At 40.7% G+C, this 17,813-nt stretch carries 10 protein-coding genes, 15 tRNA genes and 2 rRNA genes; 25 read left to right on the forward strand and 2 right to left on the reverse strand.

The annotated features are described in order from the left end of the window. From EEJ45_RS16710 to EEJ45_RS16790, 17 genes are all read left to right on the forward strand, one after another. Positions 1 to 121: ribosomal RNA gene (locus tag EEJ45_RS16710) — 23S ribosomal RNA — on the forward strand; the annotation flags it as partial. Positions 122 to 248: 127 nt separating this feature from the next. Beyond that, a 5S ribosomal RNA gene (gene rrf, locus EEJ45_RS16715) occupies positions 249 to 364 on the forward strand. 157 nt (positions 365 to 521) lie between these two features. Further along, positions 522 to 596: transfer RNA gene (locus EEJ45_RS16720), tRNA-Asn, on the forward strand. Between the two features lie 7 nt (positions 597 to 603). Next, positions 604 to 694 (forward strand) — tRNA-Ser (locus tag EEJ45_RS16725). Positions 695 to 700: 6 nt separating this feature from the next. Beyond that, positions 701 to 775 (forward strand) — tRNA-Glu (locus EEJ45_RS16730). Between the two features lie 6 nt (positions 776 to 781). After that, a tRNA-Val gene (locus EEJ45_RS16735) sits at positions 782 to 857 on the forward strand. 31 nt (positions 858 to 888) lie between these two features. Further along, positions 889 to 965: transfer RNA gene (locus EEJ45_RS16740), tRNA-Met, on the forward strand. Position 966: 1 nt separating this feature from the next. Beyond that, positions 967 to 1,042, forward strand: a tRNA-Asp gene (locus EEJ45_RS16745). A 4-nt stretch (positions 1,043 to 1,046) separates the two neighbouring features. After that, positions 1,047 to 1,119 (forward strand) — tRNA-Phe (locus tag EEJ45_RS16750). 34 nt (positions 1,120 to 1,153) lie between these two features. After that, a tRNA-Thr gene (locus EEJ45_RS16755) sits at positions 1,154 to 1,229 on the forward strand. 4 nt (positions 1,230 to 1,233) lie between these two features. After that, positions 1,234 to 1,318: transfer RNA gene (locus EEJ45_RS16760), tRNA-Tyr, on the forward strand. Positions 1,319 to 1,321: 3 nt separating this feature from the next. Beyond that, positions 1,322 to 1,395, forward strand: a tRNA-Trp gene (locus tag EEJ45_RS16765). An 8-nt stretch (positions 1,396 to 1,403) separates the two neighbouring features. Beyond that, positions 1,404 to 1,479: transfer RNA gene (locus EEJ45_RS16770), tRNA-His, on the forward strand. A gap of 51 nt (positions 1,480 to 1,530) precedes the next feature. Then, positions 1,531 to 1,605: transfer RNA gene (locus EEJ45_RS16775), tRNA-Gln, on the forward strand. Positions 1,606 to 1,608: 3 nt separating this feature from the next. Further along, positions 1,609 to 1,683, forward strand: a tRNA-Gly gene (locus EEJ45_RS16780). Between the two features lie 6 nt (positions 1,684 to 1,689). Beyond that, a tRNA-Cys gene (locus tag EEJ45_RS16785) sits at positions 1,690 to 1,764 on the forward strand. Between the two features lies 1 nt (position 1,765). Beyond that, positions 1,766 to 1,846: transfer RNA gene (locus EEJ45_RS16790), tRNA-Leu, on the forward strand. Between the two features lie 168 nt (positions 1,847 to 2,014). On the opposite strand, the gene EEJ45_RS16795 is transcribed toward EEJ45_RS16790, so the two are convergent. Next, positions 2,015 to 2,563 carry a DUF420 domain-containing protein gene (locus tag EEJ45_RS16795; protein ID WP_124565919.1) on the reverse strand — a complete coding sequence of 183 codons (549 nt, stop codon included), beginning with the start codon at positions 2,561 to 2,563 and terminating at the stop codon, positions 2,015 to 2,017. Between the two features lie 135 nt (positions 2,564 to 2,698). Continuing rightward, on the reverse strand, positions 2,699 to 2,818 hold the full coding sequence (locus tag EEJ45_RS16800) for a DUF4023 family protein (protein WP_124565920.1): 120 nt from the start codon (positions 2,816 to 2,818) through the stop codon (positions 2,699 to 2,701). 185 nt (positions 2,819 to 3,003) lie between these two features. Here EEJ45_RS16800 and EEJ45_RS16805 point away from each other — a divergent pair, with 185 nt between their 5' ends. The 8 genes from EEJ45_RS16805 to yhbH all read left to right on the forward strand — a co-directional run bounded on the left by EEJ45_RS16805 (position 3,004) and on the right by yhbH (position 17,596). Next, positions 3,004 to 3,654 carry a DsbA family protein gene (locus EEJ45_RS16805; RefSeq protein ID WP_124565921.1) on the forward strand — a complete coding sequence of 217 codons (651 nt, stop codon included), beginning with the start codon at positions 3,004 to 3,006 and terminating at the stop codon, positions 3,652 to 3,654. Between the two features lie 303 nt (positions 3,655 to 3,957). Then, on the forward strand, positions 3,958 to 8,562 hold the full coding sequence (locus tag EEJ45_RS16810; RefSeq protein WP_124565922.1) for a pullulanase X25 domain-containing protein: 4,605 nt from the start codon (positions 3,958 to 3,960) through the stop codon (positions 8,560 to 8,562). A gap of 305 nt (positions 8,563 to 8,867) precedes the next feature. Continuing rightward, positions 8,868 to 10,001, forward strand: coding sequence for a tRNA epoxyqueuosine(34) reductase QueG (queG, locus tag EEJ45_RS16815; protein WP_124565923.1), 1,134 nt, complete (start codon positions 8,868 to 8,870; stop codon positions 9,999 to 10,001). A 54-nt stretch (positions 10,002 to 10,055) separates the two neighbouring features. Continuing rightward, a complete protein-coding gene (locus tag EEJ45_RS16820; protein ID WP_124565928.1) occupies positions 10,056 to 10,928 on the forward strand; it encodes an amidase domain-containing protein in 873 nt (290 codons plus the stop codon). 49 nt (positions 10,929 to 10,977) lie between these two features. Then, positions 10,978 to 11,454: a tRNA (uridine(34)/cytosine(34)/5-carboxymethylaminomethyluridine(34)-2'-O)-methyltransferase TrmL gene (trmL, locus tag EEJ45_RS16825; protein ID WP_124565924.1), complete on the forward strand. Its 477-nt coding sequence runs from the start codon at positions 10,978 to 10,980 to the stop codon at positions 11,452 to 11,454. Between the two features lie 282 nt (positions 11,455 to 11,736). Then, positions 11,737 to 13,806 (forward strand): sensor domain-containing protein, encoded by a 2,070-nt coding sequence (locus EEJ45_RS16830; RefSeq protein WP_124565925.1) that lies wholly within the window; start codon positions 11,737 to 11,739, stop codon positions 13,804 to 13,806. Positions 13,807 to 14,157: 351 nt separating this feature from the next. Further along, positions 14,158 to 16,053 (forward strand): PrkA family serine protein kinase, encoded by a 1,896-nt coding sequence (locus tag EEJ45_RS16835; RefSeq protein ID WP_124565926.1) that lies wholly within the window; start codon positions 14,158 to 14,160, stop codon positions 16,051 to 16,053. A gap of 367 nt (positions 16,054 to 16,420) precedes the next feature. Then, a complete protein-coding gene (gene yhbH / locus EEJ45_RS16840; RefSeq protein WP_124565927.1) occupies positions 16,421 to 17,596 on the forward strand; it encodes a sporulation protein YhbH in 1,176 nt (391 codons plus the stop codon). Positions 17,597 to 17,813: the final 217 nt, after the last annotated feature.

Consider the following 17,813-nt stretch of genomic DNA (forward strand, 5'->3'; position numbering starts at 1 on the left):
GAGATTTCCCATAGTGTCAAGCTAGTAAGATCCCTGAAAGATGATCAGGTTGATAGGTCAGAGGTGGAAGCGCGGTGACGTGTGGAGCTGACTGATACTAATCGATCGAGGGCTTAACCAAATATAAAAAGCAAAGGCGAGCGTGTAGCGAGCTAAAGCTAGATTACGAATACACTTTGTTATCCAGTTTTGAAGGAATATGATATTTCTTCTTGACAGATTTTCTTCTGTCAGTATAATAATAAGAGTCTGGTAATGATGGCAAAGAGGTCACACCCGTTCCCATACCGAACACGGAAGTTAAGCTCTTTTGCGCCGATGGTAGTTGGGACCTTGTCCCTGTGAGAGTAGGACGTTGCCAGGCTTGCATTATTCCGCAATAGCTCAGCGGTAGAGCACGAACGAATAATCTTCATTGATTATACATCAGCGTACTGATCGAGCTGCTTCTTGAATAATCATCCTGAGATCAGGACGATCGGCTGTTACAAGAAGTAATGTTGCAAACAATTATTTTATATTCCGCAATAGCTCAGCGGTAGAGCAATCGGCTGTTAACCGATAGGTCGTAGGTTCGAATCCTACTTGCGGAGCCATTTAAATGGAGAGCTGTCCGAGAGGCCGAAGGAGCACGATTGGAAATCGTGTATACGTCACAAGCGTATCGAGGGTTCGAATCCCTCGCTCTCCGCCATTATCTGGCCCGTTGGTCAAGTGGTTAAGACACCGCCCTTTCACGGCGGTAACACGGGTTCGAATCCCGTACGGGTCACCATATAGTGGAGGATTAGCTCAGCTGGGAGAGCACCTGCCTTACAAGCAGGGGGTCGGCGGTTCGATCCCGTCATCCTCCACCATATATTTAAAAGTAAAGTTATTTTTTATCGTCGCGGGGTGGAGCAGTCTGGTAGCTCGTCGGGCTCATAACCCGAAGGTCGCAGGTTCAAATCCTGTCCCCGCAACCAAGGTCCCGTGGTGTAGCGGTTAACATGCCTGCCTGTCACGCAGGAGATCGCCGGTTCGATCCCGGTCGGGACCGCCATTTTGGCTCGGTAGCTCAGTCGGTAGAGCAGAGGACTGAAAATCCTCGTGTCGGCGGTTCGATTCCGTCCCGAGCCACTTTTAAAAATGATAAATAAATGTCTTTTCATATGCCGGCTTAGCTCAATTGGCAGAGCAACTGACTTGTAATCAGTAGGTTGGGGGTTCAAGTCCTCTAGCCGGCACCATCGTGGAGGGGTAGCGAAGTGGCTAAACGCGGCGGACTGTAAATCCGCTCCCTCAGGGTTCGGCGGTTCGAATCCGTCCCCCTCCACCATTTAGGGGTATAGTTTAAAGGTAGAACAGAGGTCTCCAAAACCTCCGGTGTGGGTTCGATTCCTACTACCCCTGCCAAAAATATGGCGGTCGTGGCGAAGTGGTTAACGCATCGGATTGTGGCTCCGACATTCGTGGGTTCGATTCCCATCGATCGCCCCATTTTGTTTGTACTAAAGTGAACAAATAAGATATAATGTATTTATAACATATTGGGCTATCGCCAAGCGGTAAGGCAACGGACTTTGACTCCGTCATTCGTTGGTTCGAATCCAGCTAGCCCAGCCATATGCGGAAGTAGTTCAGTGGTAGAATACAACCTTGCCAAGGTTGGGGTCGCGGGTTCGAATCCCGTCTTCCGCTCCATATAACGGCGGCATAGCCAAGTGGTAAGGCCAAGGTCTGCAAAACCTTTATCCACCGGTTCGAATCCGGTTGCCGCCTCCATGCCGGTGTGGCGGAATTGGCAGACGCGCACGACTCAAAATCGTGTTCCTCTGGAGTGCCGGTTCGACCCCGGCCACCGGTATACCAAAAAGATGTTCTGATTATCAGAACATCTTTTTCTATTTATGCTATGGGAAAAGCGAGTTAAAGGAAAATCACAGGTGCATAGCGCTGATAAGGATCCCTCTGCTCGCGGAAAGAGAGATACGCTAAATACAAAAAAAGCTGCCAGCACCTGGCAGCTTTTTTCTTACCCATAATACGGAGAAATCATTAAGTACACCACAACACCCGTAAAGCTTACATATAACCAAATCGGCATAGACCATCTTACAATTTTACGATGCTTTGTAAGCTGTCCTGTCCATCCCCAAATCAAGGAGAATAGAGCAAGCGGAACAATAATGGCAGCTAATACACTATGTGTAATTAAAATGAAGAAATATACAGTTCTAATAAACCCTTCGCCGCCGAAGTGTGTTGGCTCTGATAGGTATTGATGCGTTAAGTATGATACACAAAAGAGCAATGTAGTGGTAAAAGCAGCAAGAATAAAGCGTTTGTGCAACGTAATATTTTTCTTTTTAATAAAATAAAGTGCTGCAACTAAAAATATAAAAGTAAAACTATTTAAAACAGCGTTAATGCGAGGCAAAATAGAAGTATCAAAGCTAACTTCTCCTTCGTATCCGACAGGTCCGAAGAACAAGAGCAAAATAATGGCATTAACGACAATAGAAAGCGTAACAACAAATGCGGTATAGTTGCGACCACTTGTTTCATTATTTGGTGTGTTCATTGCAAAGCCTCCTTGAGCAGTATACTATCCTTTCTATTCTAACATGTTCCAAACAAAAACGTGTGTCAAAAGTTTGAACAAGTTATGATGAAAAAGCATGGAGGAAGGTGCTCCATGCTTTCGTGACTCAATATATTAGTGTTGATTATTCGGTAATACTTTATCAGGGTGTCCTTTGCCTTGAGAGCGCTTATTCTTTTCTTGCTTTTTTTGTTGTGTATGCAGTGTTTCAACGAAATTTTGTTTATTATCCATTATGTGTCTCTCCTTTTATAGGGTCTTCTGTATTACTGTTTCCTTTTGTCGTTACGTTATACTTGTGGCAATATTGTGTCAGGTGTGCAGGAGAATAGACTCGTGAACAAAACCTTGTTATCATGGGTAATGTACTCAATTTGAGACCATACTACTTATATAAAATACGTAAAGAGGAAGATTGCATGAAGTCTAAAAACATGTCCATCATATTGATTATTTTCTCCATTGCTTTTCTCATTTTGGGGGGGACTATCGCTTATAGTATTTATCAAAAGAAGAAGGAAGGAGAAGCAGATCCCTTTCAATACACAAATCAACAAACACTTGGTAATAAAGAAGCTAATATACATGTTGTAGAGTTTGGTGATTTTAAATGTCCTGCATGTCGTACATGGGATAACACGGTGCTTCCACAATTGAAGCAAGAATATGTTGAAACGGGGAAAATACAGTTCCACTTTATTAATTTCCCATTTATTGGTGATGATTCAATGCTGGGCGCACGTGCCGGAGAAGCTGTGTATAAGCAAAATCCTCAAGCTTTTTGGTCATTTTATCATGAACTGTACCAAGCGCAAAAAAAGCCAGAAGAAGCATGGATTACTCAAAATTTACTTGAGCAGCTTGTGACAGAAAAAATGTCTGATATTGATGTTGAACAATTTAAGAAAGATATGCAGAGCAAGGAAATCATTGAGAAAGTGAACAAAGATAAAGACCTTGCTTTAAAGTTAAAGGTACAGGGTGCGCCGAGCATATATGTCAATGGCAAGTTAGTAAATCCGGATTATATGAGCATCAAAAAAGCGATTGAAGAAGAGTTGAAAAAGTGACGGGCTATCCCGTCACTTTTTTATTAAAGCTTTGATAGAGACTAGCACTAATAATTTATAAGAATTTCAAAAAATCTTCATCAGAATTATATTGTATTTTCAAAAAATTCTAATTGAATTATTTGTAGAATCATGGGAAAATAGATAAAGGAAGCGTTTGCATAAATGTTAGGGGAAATAATGTTATTTTGATTGCTATATGAAGAGACTGTCTAGTTGATTACCAGTCTCGTTTTTTAAATTAATTATGCAAACGTTTTCACAAATTGCGCGTGCAACGTGCACAAATTCGAGGAGGGAATTATGAGAAGCAGAAGAAATTTGTCTATTTTTCTTGTTTTTGCGCTCTTATTGCAGATGCTTTCTTATGCAGGGCCAATTATTAAGGCTGCAGAGCGTACTGTGCATCTCGTAGGAAATTTACAACAGCAGTTGGGACATACATCAGATTGGGATCCTTCAGCTGAGAAAACCAAAATGACAGCTGTTGGAAACGGCTTTTATGAGCTAAAAGGCATGCTTAAGGCAGGCAGCTATGAATACAAAGTTGCAATTAACGGCAGCTGGGATGAAAACTACGGTAAAGATGGTGCAAAAGGCGGCGATAATATAAAGCTGACCTTGGATAAAGATACAGAAGTAACATTCTATTACCACGACGGTACACATAAAATTGCGGATTCTACTTGGTATCAAGCTATCGCAAAAGAAAAGCAGCCGCGTCTTGTTGGAGATATCCAACCAGCAATTAAAGCAGGTGATGCTTGGACACCTGATAAGTCAACGGCATTATTTACAGATGATAACTTTGATAACGTTTACACATTTAAAACAGCGGTACCAAAAGGAAAATATGAATACAAAGTTGTTTTAGGTACTACTTGGGATGAAGCATACCCACAGGACAACGCAAAGTTGAATGTGTTAAGCGATGCAGAAATTACGTTTACTTTTGACAGTAATGCGAAAACGATCTTAACGGATTATAATCCAGGTGGATCTGATAGCACAGTAACAAAAGACAAGCTATCTCATAACACATGGGAGCAAGCATATCGTCAGCCATTTGGTGCTGTACCTGCTGGCAAAGAAGTAACGCTTCGTTTGTCCGCCAAAAAAGATGATTTAACGCGTGCAAGTGTGTATGTGAAAAACTACTTAACAGGCGATACAAAAGTAGTAAAAATGACATACGCTGGCTGGACAAAAGTTAGAAACGAAAATGTAGAGTTTTGGGAAGCGAAATTTACACCTGAGAAAAAGGGTGTGCACGGCTATAAGTTTATTGTAGGCGATAATGAAGCAACAGCTGAATATGGCGAGGATACAACAGAAGGCGGAACGGGTAAAGCAGAGGATCAGAACGCTGGTTTGTTCCAATTGACAGCATACGATCCAGCATACAGAACGCCAGATTGGATGAAGGAAGCCATTGTATATCAAATTTTCCCTGACCGTTTCTACAATGGCAATAAGGAAAATGATACTGCAAAAGATACAGCGCGCGGTAATCAACCAATTGAGCATCCGAAAAGCTGGGAGGAATATCCGGACAACCCTCGTATTGGGGAGAAATATCCAGATAAATATACTGGCGACGGAGAGTGGAGCAATGATTTCTTCGGCGGTGATATTAAAGGAATTCATGAAAAGCTAGATTATATCCAATCGTTAGGGGTAAATACAATTTATTTAAATCCGATCGCTAAAGCAGCATCTAACCACAAATATGATGCAACTGATTATAAAGTCATTGATCCGATGTTTGGAACGCCTGAAGAGTTTGAAGCATTTGTAAAAGAGTTAGAAAAGCGCAATATGCACTTAATTTTAGATGGTGTGTTCAATCATGTTGCGGATGATTCTATTTATTTCGACCGTTACAATAAATATGATACAGTTGGCGCATATGAGTATTGGGCAACTATTTATGATTTGATGAAAGAGAAAGGCATTACAGAAGAAGAAGCTAAGAAATTGGCTGAAGAAAAGTTCAAGAAAGAAGGGCAAACATTTAGTTCATATGGCTTCCATAACTGGTTCAACATTGAAAATGAAAAAGTAGATGTTGGCACGAAAAATGAGCGTTATAAGTACCAGGCGTGGTGGGGCTTTGATAGTTTACCAGAAATTAAATCTATTCCAGGCGATGCTGTTAAATATGACAGTGAACTAAACAACAAGCCATTTGCAGATTATATTTTCTATGAAGATGATTCCGTAGCAAAAAGCTGGTTAACTCGAGGTGGATCCGGCTGGCGCTTAGATGTAGCGAACGAGGTAGACAGCGAGTTTTGGAGAGAATTCCGCAAAGAATTAAAAACAAAAATGGTAGGTGCAGGTCCGACGCTTAAGAGCGGTGAAGAGCCACTCATCTTAGGAGAGATTTGGGATGATGCATCTAAGTACTTCGTAGGTGATCAATACGATTCTGTTATGAACTATCGTTTTGAACGTGCTGTGATGGACTTCTTGAAAAACGGTAAAGCTGAAGGTGCTAAAAATCAGCTAATAGCTGTTCAAGAGGACTATCCGCGTGAAAGCTTCTACGCGTTAATGAACTTGATGGGCTCTCATGACACGGCTCGTGCTGTGTACTTACTTGGTAACGGAAGTGATTCTTCCGAACGTGCGGAGTGGGATGAGAAATACAGCTATGAAGTAGGGAAAGAACGTCTGAAGCTTGCGGCTATTTTCCAAATGGGATATGCAGGTGCCCCGACCATTTATTACGGAGATGAAGCAGGTGTAACAGGATCTAAAGATCCAGACGATCGTCGTACGTATGTATGGGGTAAAGAAGATAAAGACTTAATCGCACACTATCAAAAGGTTGCGAAGGTTCGTACAGATAATGCTGATTTATTCGCGCACGGTGAGCTTGCGCATGTATATGCAAACGGTGATGTATTTGCATACAGCCGTGACAATGGTAAGCAGGCTGCACTTGTTGTTATTAACAGAGGCGATGCGCAAACAGTTGAAATTCCGGTTGCATGGACAAATGGTTTAAAACTTGTTGATCAACTAGATTCATCGTTCCAAGCTACTGTTGAGAATGGTATGGTAAAAGTGACAGTGCCTGCGAAAACAGGACGTATGCTGCTAGCTGATGTAGCAGAAAAGCCAACACCAGCAACAGAAGTAAAAGCAAAAGAAGCTTCTAAAGAAGTTACCCTTTCTTGGAATGGTACAGCAAGCAAGTATGCTGTATACCAATCCAATATCGAAGGTGCTTTGTATCAAAAGGTAAAAGAAACGGCTGATTCTTCTGTGACATTAACAGGATTGGAAAACGGTCGCAATTATTACTTTGCTGTGGCAGCTTTGGATGATAAAGGAAATGAATCGGACCTAGCCTATATCAGTGGTGCGGTTATTCCCCATTATGATTTAACAAATGCAGCAATTTCCAATGTAACAAAGTTAACAGATCAAGTTCTTGATTTATCTAAAGTACATCTTGTAGCCGCGTCCCTACAATTAGCCGGCGCAACAGATACTGAAGCAGCAGAAGGTGTAACCGCAAAGCTTGAAGTAAAAGCGCCAAATGGTGAGTGGGAAGCATATACAAGTAAATATGAAGGACAAGATGGCGGTAAAAACGTGTTTTCAGCTTCCTTCCGCACATACGAAGTAGGAACATATGAATACCGAGTAGCATTCAGTTCTGACAATGGTCGCAGCTGGAAAGTGTCCCCTACTGAAACAGTTGTATTTACAGCAAATACTAGCGATACAGAAAAGCCAGCTGCAAGTGTAACTTTGGCTGAACCAGTGCAAGAGTCTGGACAAGTAAACTTACACTGGACATTGCAAGATGCAAAAGATCCATACCTGATTCAAATTGTACGTGATGGTAAGGTTGTTGCAGGGCTTGAGGATATCTCAAAAACATCTTATCGTGACTATGAAGTGGAGAACGGTAAGCAATATAAGTATCAAGTTCGTGTATATGATAAAGCAGGAAACCATACGGATTCTAATCAAGTAGTAGGTAAGCCTGATATTGTTATGGTTCAGGTTACATTCAAAGTAAATGCACCAGGTTATACAGATCTATCCGAAAAATTAACAATGCCAGGCAGCTTGAATGGCTGGAATACAGGTGCATGGGAAATGAGCCGCAATGGTGCTGTTACACCAGATTGGGAGTATACAGTTGAATTGCAAGAAGGCACAGAGGTAACCTACAAATATGTAAAAGGTCAAAGCTGGGATCAAGAAGGTCTTGCTGATCATAACGGTGATGCAACTGATGACGATATCAGCTATTATGGCTACGGTGCATCGGGTACAGACCTAAAAATTGTTGTTCAAAATCAAGGAAACAACAAAATGGTCGTACAAGATCGTATCTTACGATGGATTGATAAACCAGTCGTATTAGAATCTCCCCAAAATGGTGCTGTTGTAAACGGAGATACCGTTGAGTTTAAAGGAAATGCGATTAAAGAGGGTGTATTAAAGATTGGCGGAGAAGACGTGGTAGTGAACCTGGACATGACTTTTAGTCATACAGTAAAACTCCAACCTGGTCAAAATGACGTTACCGTTTCGATCGAGCCTTCTGAAGAGAATAAGTCTGGCGTTTTCAAAGGTGATGGCGGTGCAATTGGAAAGAACACGAAGTCGTTTGTTGTTTCTGTTACACGTCAAGGTGAAGGAACAGACCCAGGTGAAGGAACAGACCCAGGTGAAGGAACAGATCCAGGTAAAGGAACAGACCCAGGTAAAGGAACAGACCCAGGTAAGGGCGACTTAGAAGTAAAACCTACTCCGGAAGAAACGAAAGAAAAAGGGAACTTACCGGATACAGCAACTTCTTTCTATAATGTATTAGCAGCAGGTGTAATCTTGTTGTTAATTGGACTAGCGTTGTTGTATCGCAAACGTACAGCAAAGTAGCATAAAAGGCCTTCTATAGAAGGTCTTTTATGGTAAGGTCTTCTAAAAGGAAAGGAATCGTATATGTCTATGTAGTAAGGATATTTTGAATTGAGAAAAGGTTTTTTAATAAAAATTTTTTTCGACTTTTTTCGCTAAAATTCTTGCTTGTTACACATGTCAATGATATAATCAGAAACATATTAAGCAGTACGGACAGATGGTAACATCGTTCGCTACCCTATCAACTTGTGATCAACGCAGTGTTTCGTTACTATTAAAAACGGGGCATTGCGTTTTTTAATTTGTGTGAGGATGGAGGTGTTATGATGGAGCGCTTGAAGCAAGAGCTTATTCAATATAGTAAAGAAATTGGCATTGATAAAATTGGATTTGCTAGTGCGGAACCTTTTACGGAATTAAAGCAACGATTGATTGTACAACAAGAGCTAGGATATCAATCAGGGTTTGAAGAGTCTGATGTTGAAAAAAGAACAGAACCAGAGCGGTTGCTTCCCGGAGCCAAATCAATTATTGCCATTGCATTGGCATATCCATCAAAGTTAAAGAACGCGCCGCAGAGTAAAAGAGGAGAACGTCGGGGTATTTTTTGCCGTGCCTCTTGGGGGCGTGACTACCACGTCGTACTTCGTGATCGTTTAGAGAAGCTAGAGGCATTTTTGCGTGAACGTGTTCCTGATGTACAAATTAGTTCCATGGTAGATACAGGCGAGCTGAGCGATCGTGCGGTTGCCGAGCGAGCAGGCATTGGCTGGAGTGCAAAGAACTGCTCCATCATTACACCTGAGTTTGGATCGTATGTGTATCTAGGTGAGATGATTACAAATATTCCATTTACACCAGATACACCTATTGAAGATCAGTGCGGTACTTGTACGAAATGTATTGATATATGTCCAACAGGTGCTCTTGTTGCTGGTGGACAACTAAATTCACAGAGCTGTATTGCCTTTTTAACGCAAACAAAAGGCTTTTTGGCTGATGAATTTCGTGATAAAATAGGCAATCGTTTATATGGATGTGATACATGTCAAACAGTGTGTCCTAAAAATAAAGGCATGAATTTTCATCATCATCCTGAAATGGAGCCAGATCCAGAGCTTGTAAAGCCGCTTCTAAAGCCACTTTTAACGATAAGTAATCGAGAATTTAAAGAGAAATATGGACCAATGTCTGGTTCATGGCGAGGCAAAAAGCCGATTCAGCGTAATGCGATTTTAGCTTTGGCACATTTTAAGGATGAAACAGCAGTTCCAGAACTCATCGATGTAATGAAACAAGACTCTCGCCCTGTTATGCGTGGTACAGCTGCTTGGGCTCTTGGAAAAATCGGCGTCAAAGAAGCGCTTACGCATATTCAGCATGCTAAAGAGAAAGAAACCGATTTGGAAGTGTTGCTTGAGATGGAAAAAGGCATCCGCATGCTAGAAATTCAATAAAAAAGCACAAGTTTTTTTTGTCCTTCTCATATCGTAAAATGAGGAGGTGTGATGATGAAGATAGAAGAAAGACTTCGTATACTCACACAAGGCTATATAGATTTTATTATCGATAGTCGAACAGAGTTACAACTACCTGAGGATTGGCGGGACGTTGCTATTCGAAAAAAAGACCTGCTGTGCCGACGTGATGCGGAAGTCGTTAAATGTACAGCACGCGTATGTCCGTCTAAACGCTTGGCCCAAACAATTGATTATATTATACATTTTGAGTATCTTATTAAACAAAAAGATTATATATATATTGAAGAAGAATGTATGGAGCGTTCGGACATTCTAATGAGAGACGGTAAAGTGCATTCGGTGTATCGGATTGTTGACGAGTGGGAAGAGGTAGGGCGGCCCACGACAAAGGGAAAAGGGTCTGGATTACCATATAAGTACAACCGCATGGAGGCTATAAAGTATGCAGAAGCATGGTGGAACAGTCGTAATCCGCGTTATAATAACTTTCCGGACAATTGCACAAACTTTATTTCACAGTGTTTGCATGCTGGTGAAATTCCGATGACTGGTTACCCCCGTGTAGGAAACGGCTGGTGGCAACAAAACAATCAATGGAGCTGGAGCTGGTCAGTGGCACATTCGTTTCAGTTGTATTTGACAAATACACCAACAGGTCCTCTTGCGGAACAAGTAAAGACACCAGAGGAATTGCGTTTAGGTGATATTATTGCATATGATTTTGAAAATGATGGAAGATGGAATCATACTACCATTGTTACCGGTAAAGATGCAAAGGGCATGCCACTCGTCAATGCCCATTCCGCAGACAGCAGAAAGCGCTACTGGTCTTACGAGGATTCAAGTAAGTACACACCGCAGATGAAATACAAATTTTTTAGAATTCTGGACAATGTGTATTAAGTACATTTCCTGTTATAATAAAGAGAAAGAATAAACGGGGTGACTGATTGTGGCAATACATGTAGTTTTATATCAACCAGAGATTCCTTCCAATACAGGTAATATTGCACGCACATGCGCAGCGACAGGAGCACATCTTCATTTAATTCGTCCTTTAGGTTTTTCTACAGATGATAAGATGTTGAAGCGTGCCGGTTTGGATTACTGGGAATTTGTACAAATCCATTACTATGACAATCTTGAGCATTTTTTCACTGCCAATGAAGACGGAGAGTTTTTCTACTTAACCAAGCATGGAAAACAGCCGCATACGACATTTGACTACAGCAATGTAGAAAAAGATTATTATTTTATTTTTGGGCGTGAAACAACAGGTTTACCACCTGAGGTTATTCAAGCAAATTTAGAGCGCTGCTTGCGAATTCCGATGACAGGAAACGTGCGTTCTTTAAATTTATCTAATACAGCAGCAATTCTTGTGTATGAGGCACTACGTCAACAAAACTATCCAGATCTCATTAAATAAAAGAGTTCCCGGCGGGACTCTTTTATTTTTTTGTATTGCTAACTCTATAGATTTAATAATGAAGGAGGCAACTTTGAATTGCGTATCCTCCAAAAGTTTTATAGTAAATGTAAATGATTAGCTGTATTTTTAACATTCAAAGAATCTAAAAACACTGTGTATAAAAATAAAATAAAAAACATCATAATAACGAGAAAATATTACAATATCATATTTCAAAACAGTGAGATATTTATTAAAATATACATATATAGAAAAATAAAGGGATAGGTTGCAGATGATATGAAAGAAAACATCTTGAAACAAATCATGGCTTCTGAAAGATTCATAGATGAATTGATACATGAAGAACTTTTGAACACGATTCAAGATTTGGTGTTTATCGTGCGTGTAGAAGAACCGTTTGTATTTCGTTATACATACATGAATAAACGAGCAATGACACATGCACGCTTAACAGAACAAGCTTATGAAAAGATGTTTCAAGAAGTTCTTTCTCCTGAACTTGCAGAAGCGTTGCAACAGGTATATGAAAAAGTAGTACAGCAAAAGCAGGTTTATATCTTTCAAGACGTTGTACGTACAGTAGAACGAGATGAACATTATGAATCACTATTAAACCCTATTGTTGTGGACGATGTATGTAAATATGTTGTTTGCATTACGAGAAATATAACAGATCGGATTCAAGAACAAAATCGTTTAGTGGAAAGTCAGATGAGATATGAGTCGCTTCTAGAATATAATAGTGATGCGATTGTCTCTTTGGACGAAAAGGGGATTATTGGTTATGCGAATCCCGCTGCTTACAGTATGTTTGGGTATGGACCAAAAGACTTGACAGGTCGGCCGATGATTGAATATGTTTCTAAAGAAAACCAAACTGTATATGAAAAAGCATTTTTCAGTACATTAAAAGGGGAGTCTGTAGAAATTGCTTTGCAGTCATGTCAAGATGTTCATGGCAACCTACTTTATGTACATCTTAAGACGATTCCCATTATTATAAATGATGAAATTAAGGGTATGTATATGGTCGCTCGGGACATTACTCATCAAGCATTAAATGACTTACAAACCAAATACTTTGCATATTATGATCAACTAACAGGCTTACAAAATCATATCTCTTGTACAAAAACGCTGTCAGAATGGCTTACAAAGGAACAGAAATTCGCTGTGATCTTAGTCGATTTAGATGGTTTTCGTATGGTTAATGACACTTACGGACATAAAGAAGGCGATGAGGTATTAAAAGAGGTTGCCAGACGACTAGAAAAAAATGTAGGGTCAGCGCAGGTATTTAGACAGCATGGTGACCAATTTGTCATACTCACTCAAGAACATGAGCAACAGCTCGTTGAGGAAACAGCTAGACGAATTCAAGCTATCTTTCAACAAAGCTTCTTAATTCAAGGGGAAGGCTTTCATTTAGGCGCCAGCATAGGTATCGTACTATACCCTGAGCATGGCAATGATGAAAAAACGTTATTAAAACGTGCAGATTTTGCACTCGATGCTTCTAAAGAACAAGGTAAAAGTCACTATAATTTTTATGACAATCGGCAAGATGATGCAAAAGAGGCACAGCTGTCTTTAAAAACAAACATGAACAGAGCGCTTGAACGAGGAGAGTTTCAGCTTTACTATCAGCCGCAAGTTAACTTACTGAATCAAAAAGTAATGGGAATGGAAGCTTTAATTCGCTGGCACAATAAAGAACTGGGGAATGTAAGACCTGATATTTTCATTCCATTAGCGGAACGCACTGGTTTAATCTTTAAAATAGATGAATGGGTATTATTTGAAGCATGTCGTCAGTTACGAGAGTGGATTGATGCTGGTTATCAGCCAGTACCGATTGCAGTAAATGTATCAGGAAAGCAATTTCGATCACAAAGAATTATTGAAACAATTGATGATGCATTACATAAATATCGTATTTCTTCCGATTTATTAGTCATTGAGATTACAGAAGGTGCTCTTATGCACGATGAGAAATCTGAACAAGTGTTAAACGAGTTGAAACGAAGAGGTATTAGTATTCATCTTGATGATTTTGGTACAGGTTACTCATCACTTAGTTATTTAAAACGTTACCCAATTGATACAATTAAAATTGATCGCTCTTTTATTCAAGAAGTAAATGCCGATGAAAGAGATGCGAAGATTACAACGGCAATTATTCATTTGGCACAAACACTCGGCTTAGAAGTCATTGCTGAAGGGGTAGAAGATGCAGAGCAAATCCGTTTCTTAAAGCAAAAGAATGCGGTATACGCGCAAGGCTATTATTTTGAAAAACCGCTTCCGGCACCCGAAATGGAACATTTATATCTAGTAGATGAATAAGAAAAGCCTGTCCAGAATGGACAGGTTTTTCTTATTGTCGCAAACATGAGACCATATGTACAGATAAACTGTTAACGATCTGTATATGTCCTTCTTATTTTACACCGGGTTTATCATTGTATCCTGCCGTAAAGATTGCACTTAAGAATGCGATCATCACACCTAAAATTAACATGAATTTCATGATCGTTTCCTCCCTTTGCCTAGAATCCCCGCATCTTCATTATAGCTGATTTTTAGAATCTGTTGGTAGCGAATTTCTGAATTTTGCAATACATACTCATAATCCGAGGACATCCTTGCATAAGTTTATAATAATCCTTTTTTGAAGAAGAGAATGGGAGGTTCCATATGGATATTCTAAAAAAGATTGAACAGCACCGGGAAACTGAGCAGCTATTAAAATGGGAAGGTACATTTAGAGAGTATTTGGATTTGGTGAAGGAAAGACCATGGATTGCACAAACAGCCCATTCGCGCATTTATAACATGATTAAAGATGCCGGGATTAAAGAAATTGAAGGGAAGAAAAAGTACCAATTTTTTAGTAACCAGCTATTTGGGCTGGAAGACGCGCTAGAGCGTCTGGTGGAAGAATACTTCCATCCATCCGCGAAGCGCTTAGATGTAAGAAAGCGGATTTTGTTATTAATGGGTCCGGTCAGCGGTGGTAAATCGACTTTGGTAACCATGTTAAAGCGCGGTCTTGAGGCTTATTCGCATACAGATCGCGGTGCCGTGTACGCCATTAAGGGATGTCCAATGCATGAAGATCCTTTGCATCTCATTCCGCATCATTTACGTCAAGATTTCTACGAAGAATATGGGGTACGTATTGAGGGGAATCTTTCTCCGTTAAACCTCATGCGTCTTGAGAAGGAGTATAATGGCCATATTGAAGATGTCATAGTGGAGCGTATTTTCTTCTCTGAAGATCGCCGCACCGGTATCGGTACATTTAGTCCTTCCGATCCGAAGTCCCAAGATATTGCAGATTTGACGGGTAGCCTTGATTTCTCCACCATCGCCGAGTACGGCTCTGAATCAGATCCGCGCGCGTATCGATTTGATGGAGAGCTTAATAAAGCTAACCGCGGGATGATGGAGTTTCAGGAGATGCTCAAGTGCGATGAAAAGTTTTTATGGCATTTGCTGTCACTTACACAGGAAGGTAACTTTAAGGCCGGCCGATTTGCATTAATTTCGGCGGATGAGCTGATTGTCGCTCATACGAATGAAACGGAGTATCGTTCCTTTATCTCAAATAAGAAAAATGAGGCACTTCATTCTCGGATTATCGTTATGCCAATTCCATATAACCTGCGCGTAAGCGAAGAAGAGCGGATTTATGCCAAAATGATTCGCGAGAGTGATGTATCCAATGTTCATATTGCCCCGCACACCTTACGTGTTGCCGCTATGTTCACCATCCTAACACGTTTAAAAGAACCGAAGCGACCTGACATTGATTTGATTAAGAAGATGCGTTTATATGATGGTGAAATGGTAGAAGGTTATAACTCCATTGATGTGGAAGAAATGCAGCGTGAATTCCAGGACGAAGGAATGGGTGGTATTGATCCGCGTTACGTTATCAACCGTATTTCGTCCACCATCATTCGAAAAGAGGTGCCTTCCATCAATGCGCTTGACGTGTTGCGCTCCTTAAAAGACGGCTTAGACCAGCATCCGTCCATCAGCACCGAAGATCGTGACCGCTATATGAACTTTATTTCTATCGCCAGAAAAGAATACGATAATATCGCGAAGAAAGAAGTTCAAAAAGCATTTGTTTACTCGTACGAAGAGTCTGCGAAAACGATGATGGATAATTACCTCGATAACGTCGAAGCCTACTGCAACAAAGCGAAGCTTCGCGATCAGCTAACAGGTGAAGAAATGAATCCAGATGAGAAGCTAATGCGTTCCATCGAGGAGCAAATCGGCATTTCTGAGAACGCGAAAAAAGCGTTCCGTGAGGAAATCTTAATCCGTATTTCTGCCTACGCAAGAAAAGGCAAACGATTTGATTACAACTCGCATGAGCGTTTGCGCGAAGCGATTCAAAAGAAATTGTTTGCGGATTTAAAAGATGTTGTTAAAATTACAACGTCCTCCAAAACGCCAGATGAAAACCAACTGAAGAAAATCAACGAGGTTGTAGCGCGCTTGATAGATGAATACGGCTATAACTCTACATCTGCCAACGAATTGCTTCGCTATGTAGGCAGCTTGTTGAACAGATAAAAAGAAAAGTATGCCATCTTGGCATACTTTTTTGTATCACCGGAGCTTAGGGGCATCTTGTCCAGTGAAAAATGAGGTTTATAATTATCGAAATAATTTGTCAATTATTCAACAATATCGCATATGATAGAGTAACCAACCATCACATACGTTTACAGGAAAAAGCCGACACAATACTTTATGCAGCAACGCTCATAATGTGCATGTGGACGGAATTATTTTTATTAAATGCTGTTAAAGCTCGTTGTTGATTTCTGTTACGGGGGGCTTCCCGCAGGAGTCTTATCCCCTTTATTTCAATCAACAAGTGCTAACACAATCCAAAACAAAAGAGCCTTAATCAACAAGCTTATAGGAGGGAAAATGCATGAGTGAGGACAACAAGAACAATTATACGATTTCCCGAGAGAATTGGTCCCTCCACCGTAAAGGACATGACGATCAGCAGCGTCATCAAGAAAAGGTGCAGGAGGCTATTAAAAACAATCTCGCCGACTTGATTACGGAGGAAAGTATCATTATGTCTAACGGCAGGGACGTTGTCAAAATACCTATTCGCTCGCTAGATGAATATAAAATTCGATATAACTATGATAAAAACAAACATGTAGGGCAAGGGTCAGGTGAAAGCAAGGTCGGTGACGTTGTCGCAAGAGATGGATCAGGGAGCGGCCAGCAAAAAGGACCAGGAAAGGGCCAAGGAGCTGGCGATCAAGCCGGAGAAGATTATTATGAAGCAGAAGTCTCATTAATGGAGCTCGAGCAAGCACTATTCAATGAACTTGAACTGCCAAATTTAAAGAAAAAAGAAGCAGATGAAAATAAACTAGAGCACATTGAATTTAATGATATTCGCAAAACAGGATTAATGGGCAATATTGATAAAAAACGAACCATGATTGCTGCTTACAAGCGTAATGCGATGAGTGGTACGCCATCGTTTCACCCTATCCATCCGGAGGATTTAAAATTTCGCACCTGGAACGAAGTGCTCAAACCGGAATCAAAGGCTGTTGTGCTGGCGATGATGGATACAAGCGGATCGATGGGCATTTGGGAGAAATATATGGCACGCAGCTTCTTCTTTTGGATGACTCGTTTTTTGCGTACCAAATATGAAACGGTCGATATTGAATTTATCGCCCATCATACTGAAGCACGTGTTGTATCAGAAGAAGAGTTTTTCTCGAAAGGAGAAAGCGGTGGTACGATTTGCTCATCCGTCTACCGAAAAGCGCTTGAGGTGATAGACGGCAAATACCAGCCGAGCCGCTATAACATCTATCCGTTCCACTTCTCGGACGGCGACAACCTCACATCTGACAACGCGCGCTGCGTCAAGCTCGTGCAGGAGCTGATGAAGGTGTGCAATATGTTTGGATATGGGGAAGTCAACCAATATAACCGTCACTCAACTCTCATGTCTGCCTACAAAAATATCCACGACGAAAATTTTCGGTATTATATCCTAAAACAAAAAGCCGACGTCTTCCACGCGATGAAGAGCTTCTTTAAAAAGGAAGCAGCGGAGGCGAAGAGGTAAGACCCCGCGTAGGCGGGGTTTTTGTTTTGTGTGAAATAGGAATTTAGTGAAAAGGGATATACATATAAAGTAAAATGGAATAAGAAAAACTATACGATCACAACTGCGACATTTAACAGTGGAAACCAGTTAACGAAATACGGTACAGAAACACTTACCTATGATGCGAATGGCAATCGCAAATCTGACGGCAAATATACGTATACCTGGGACGGTG

Origin of the sequence: Ectobacillus antri (genome assembly GCF_003852715.1) — a bacterium.
GTDB lineage: Bacteria > Bacillota > Bacilli > Bacillales > Bacillaceae_G > Ectobacillus > Ectobacillus antri.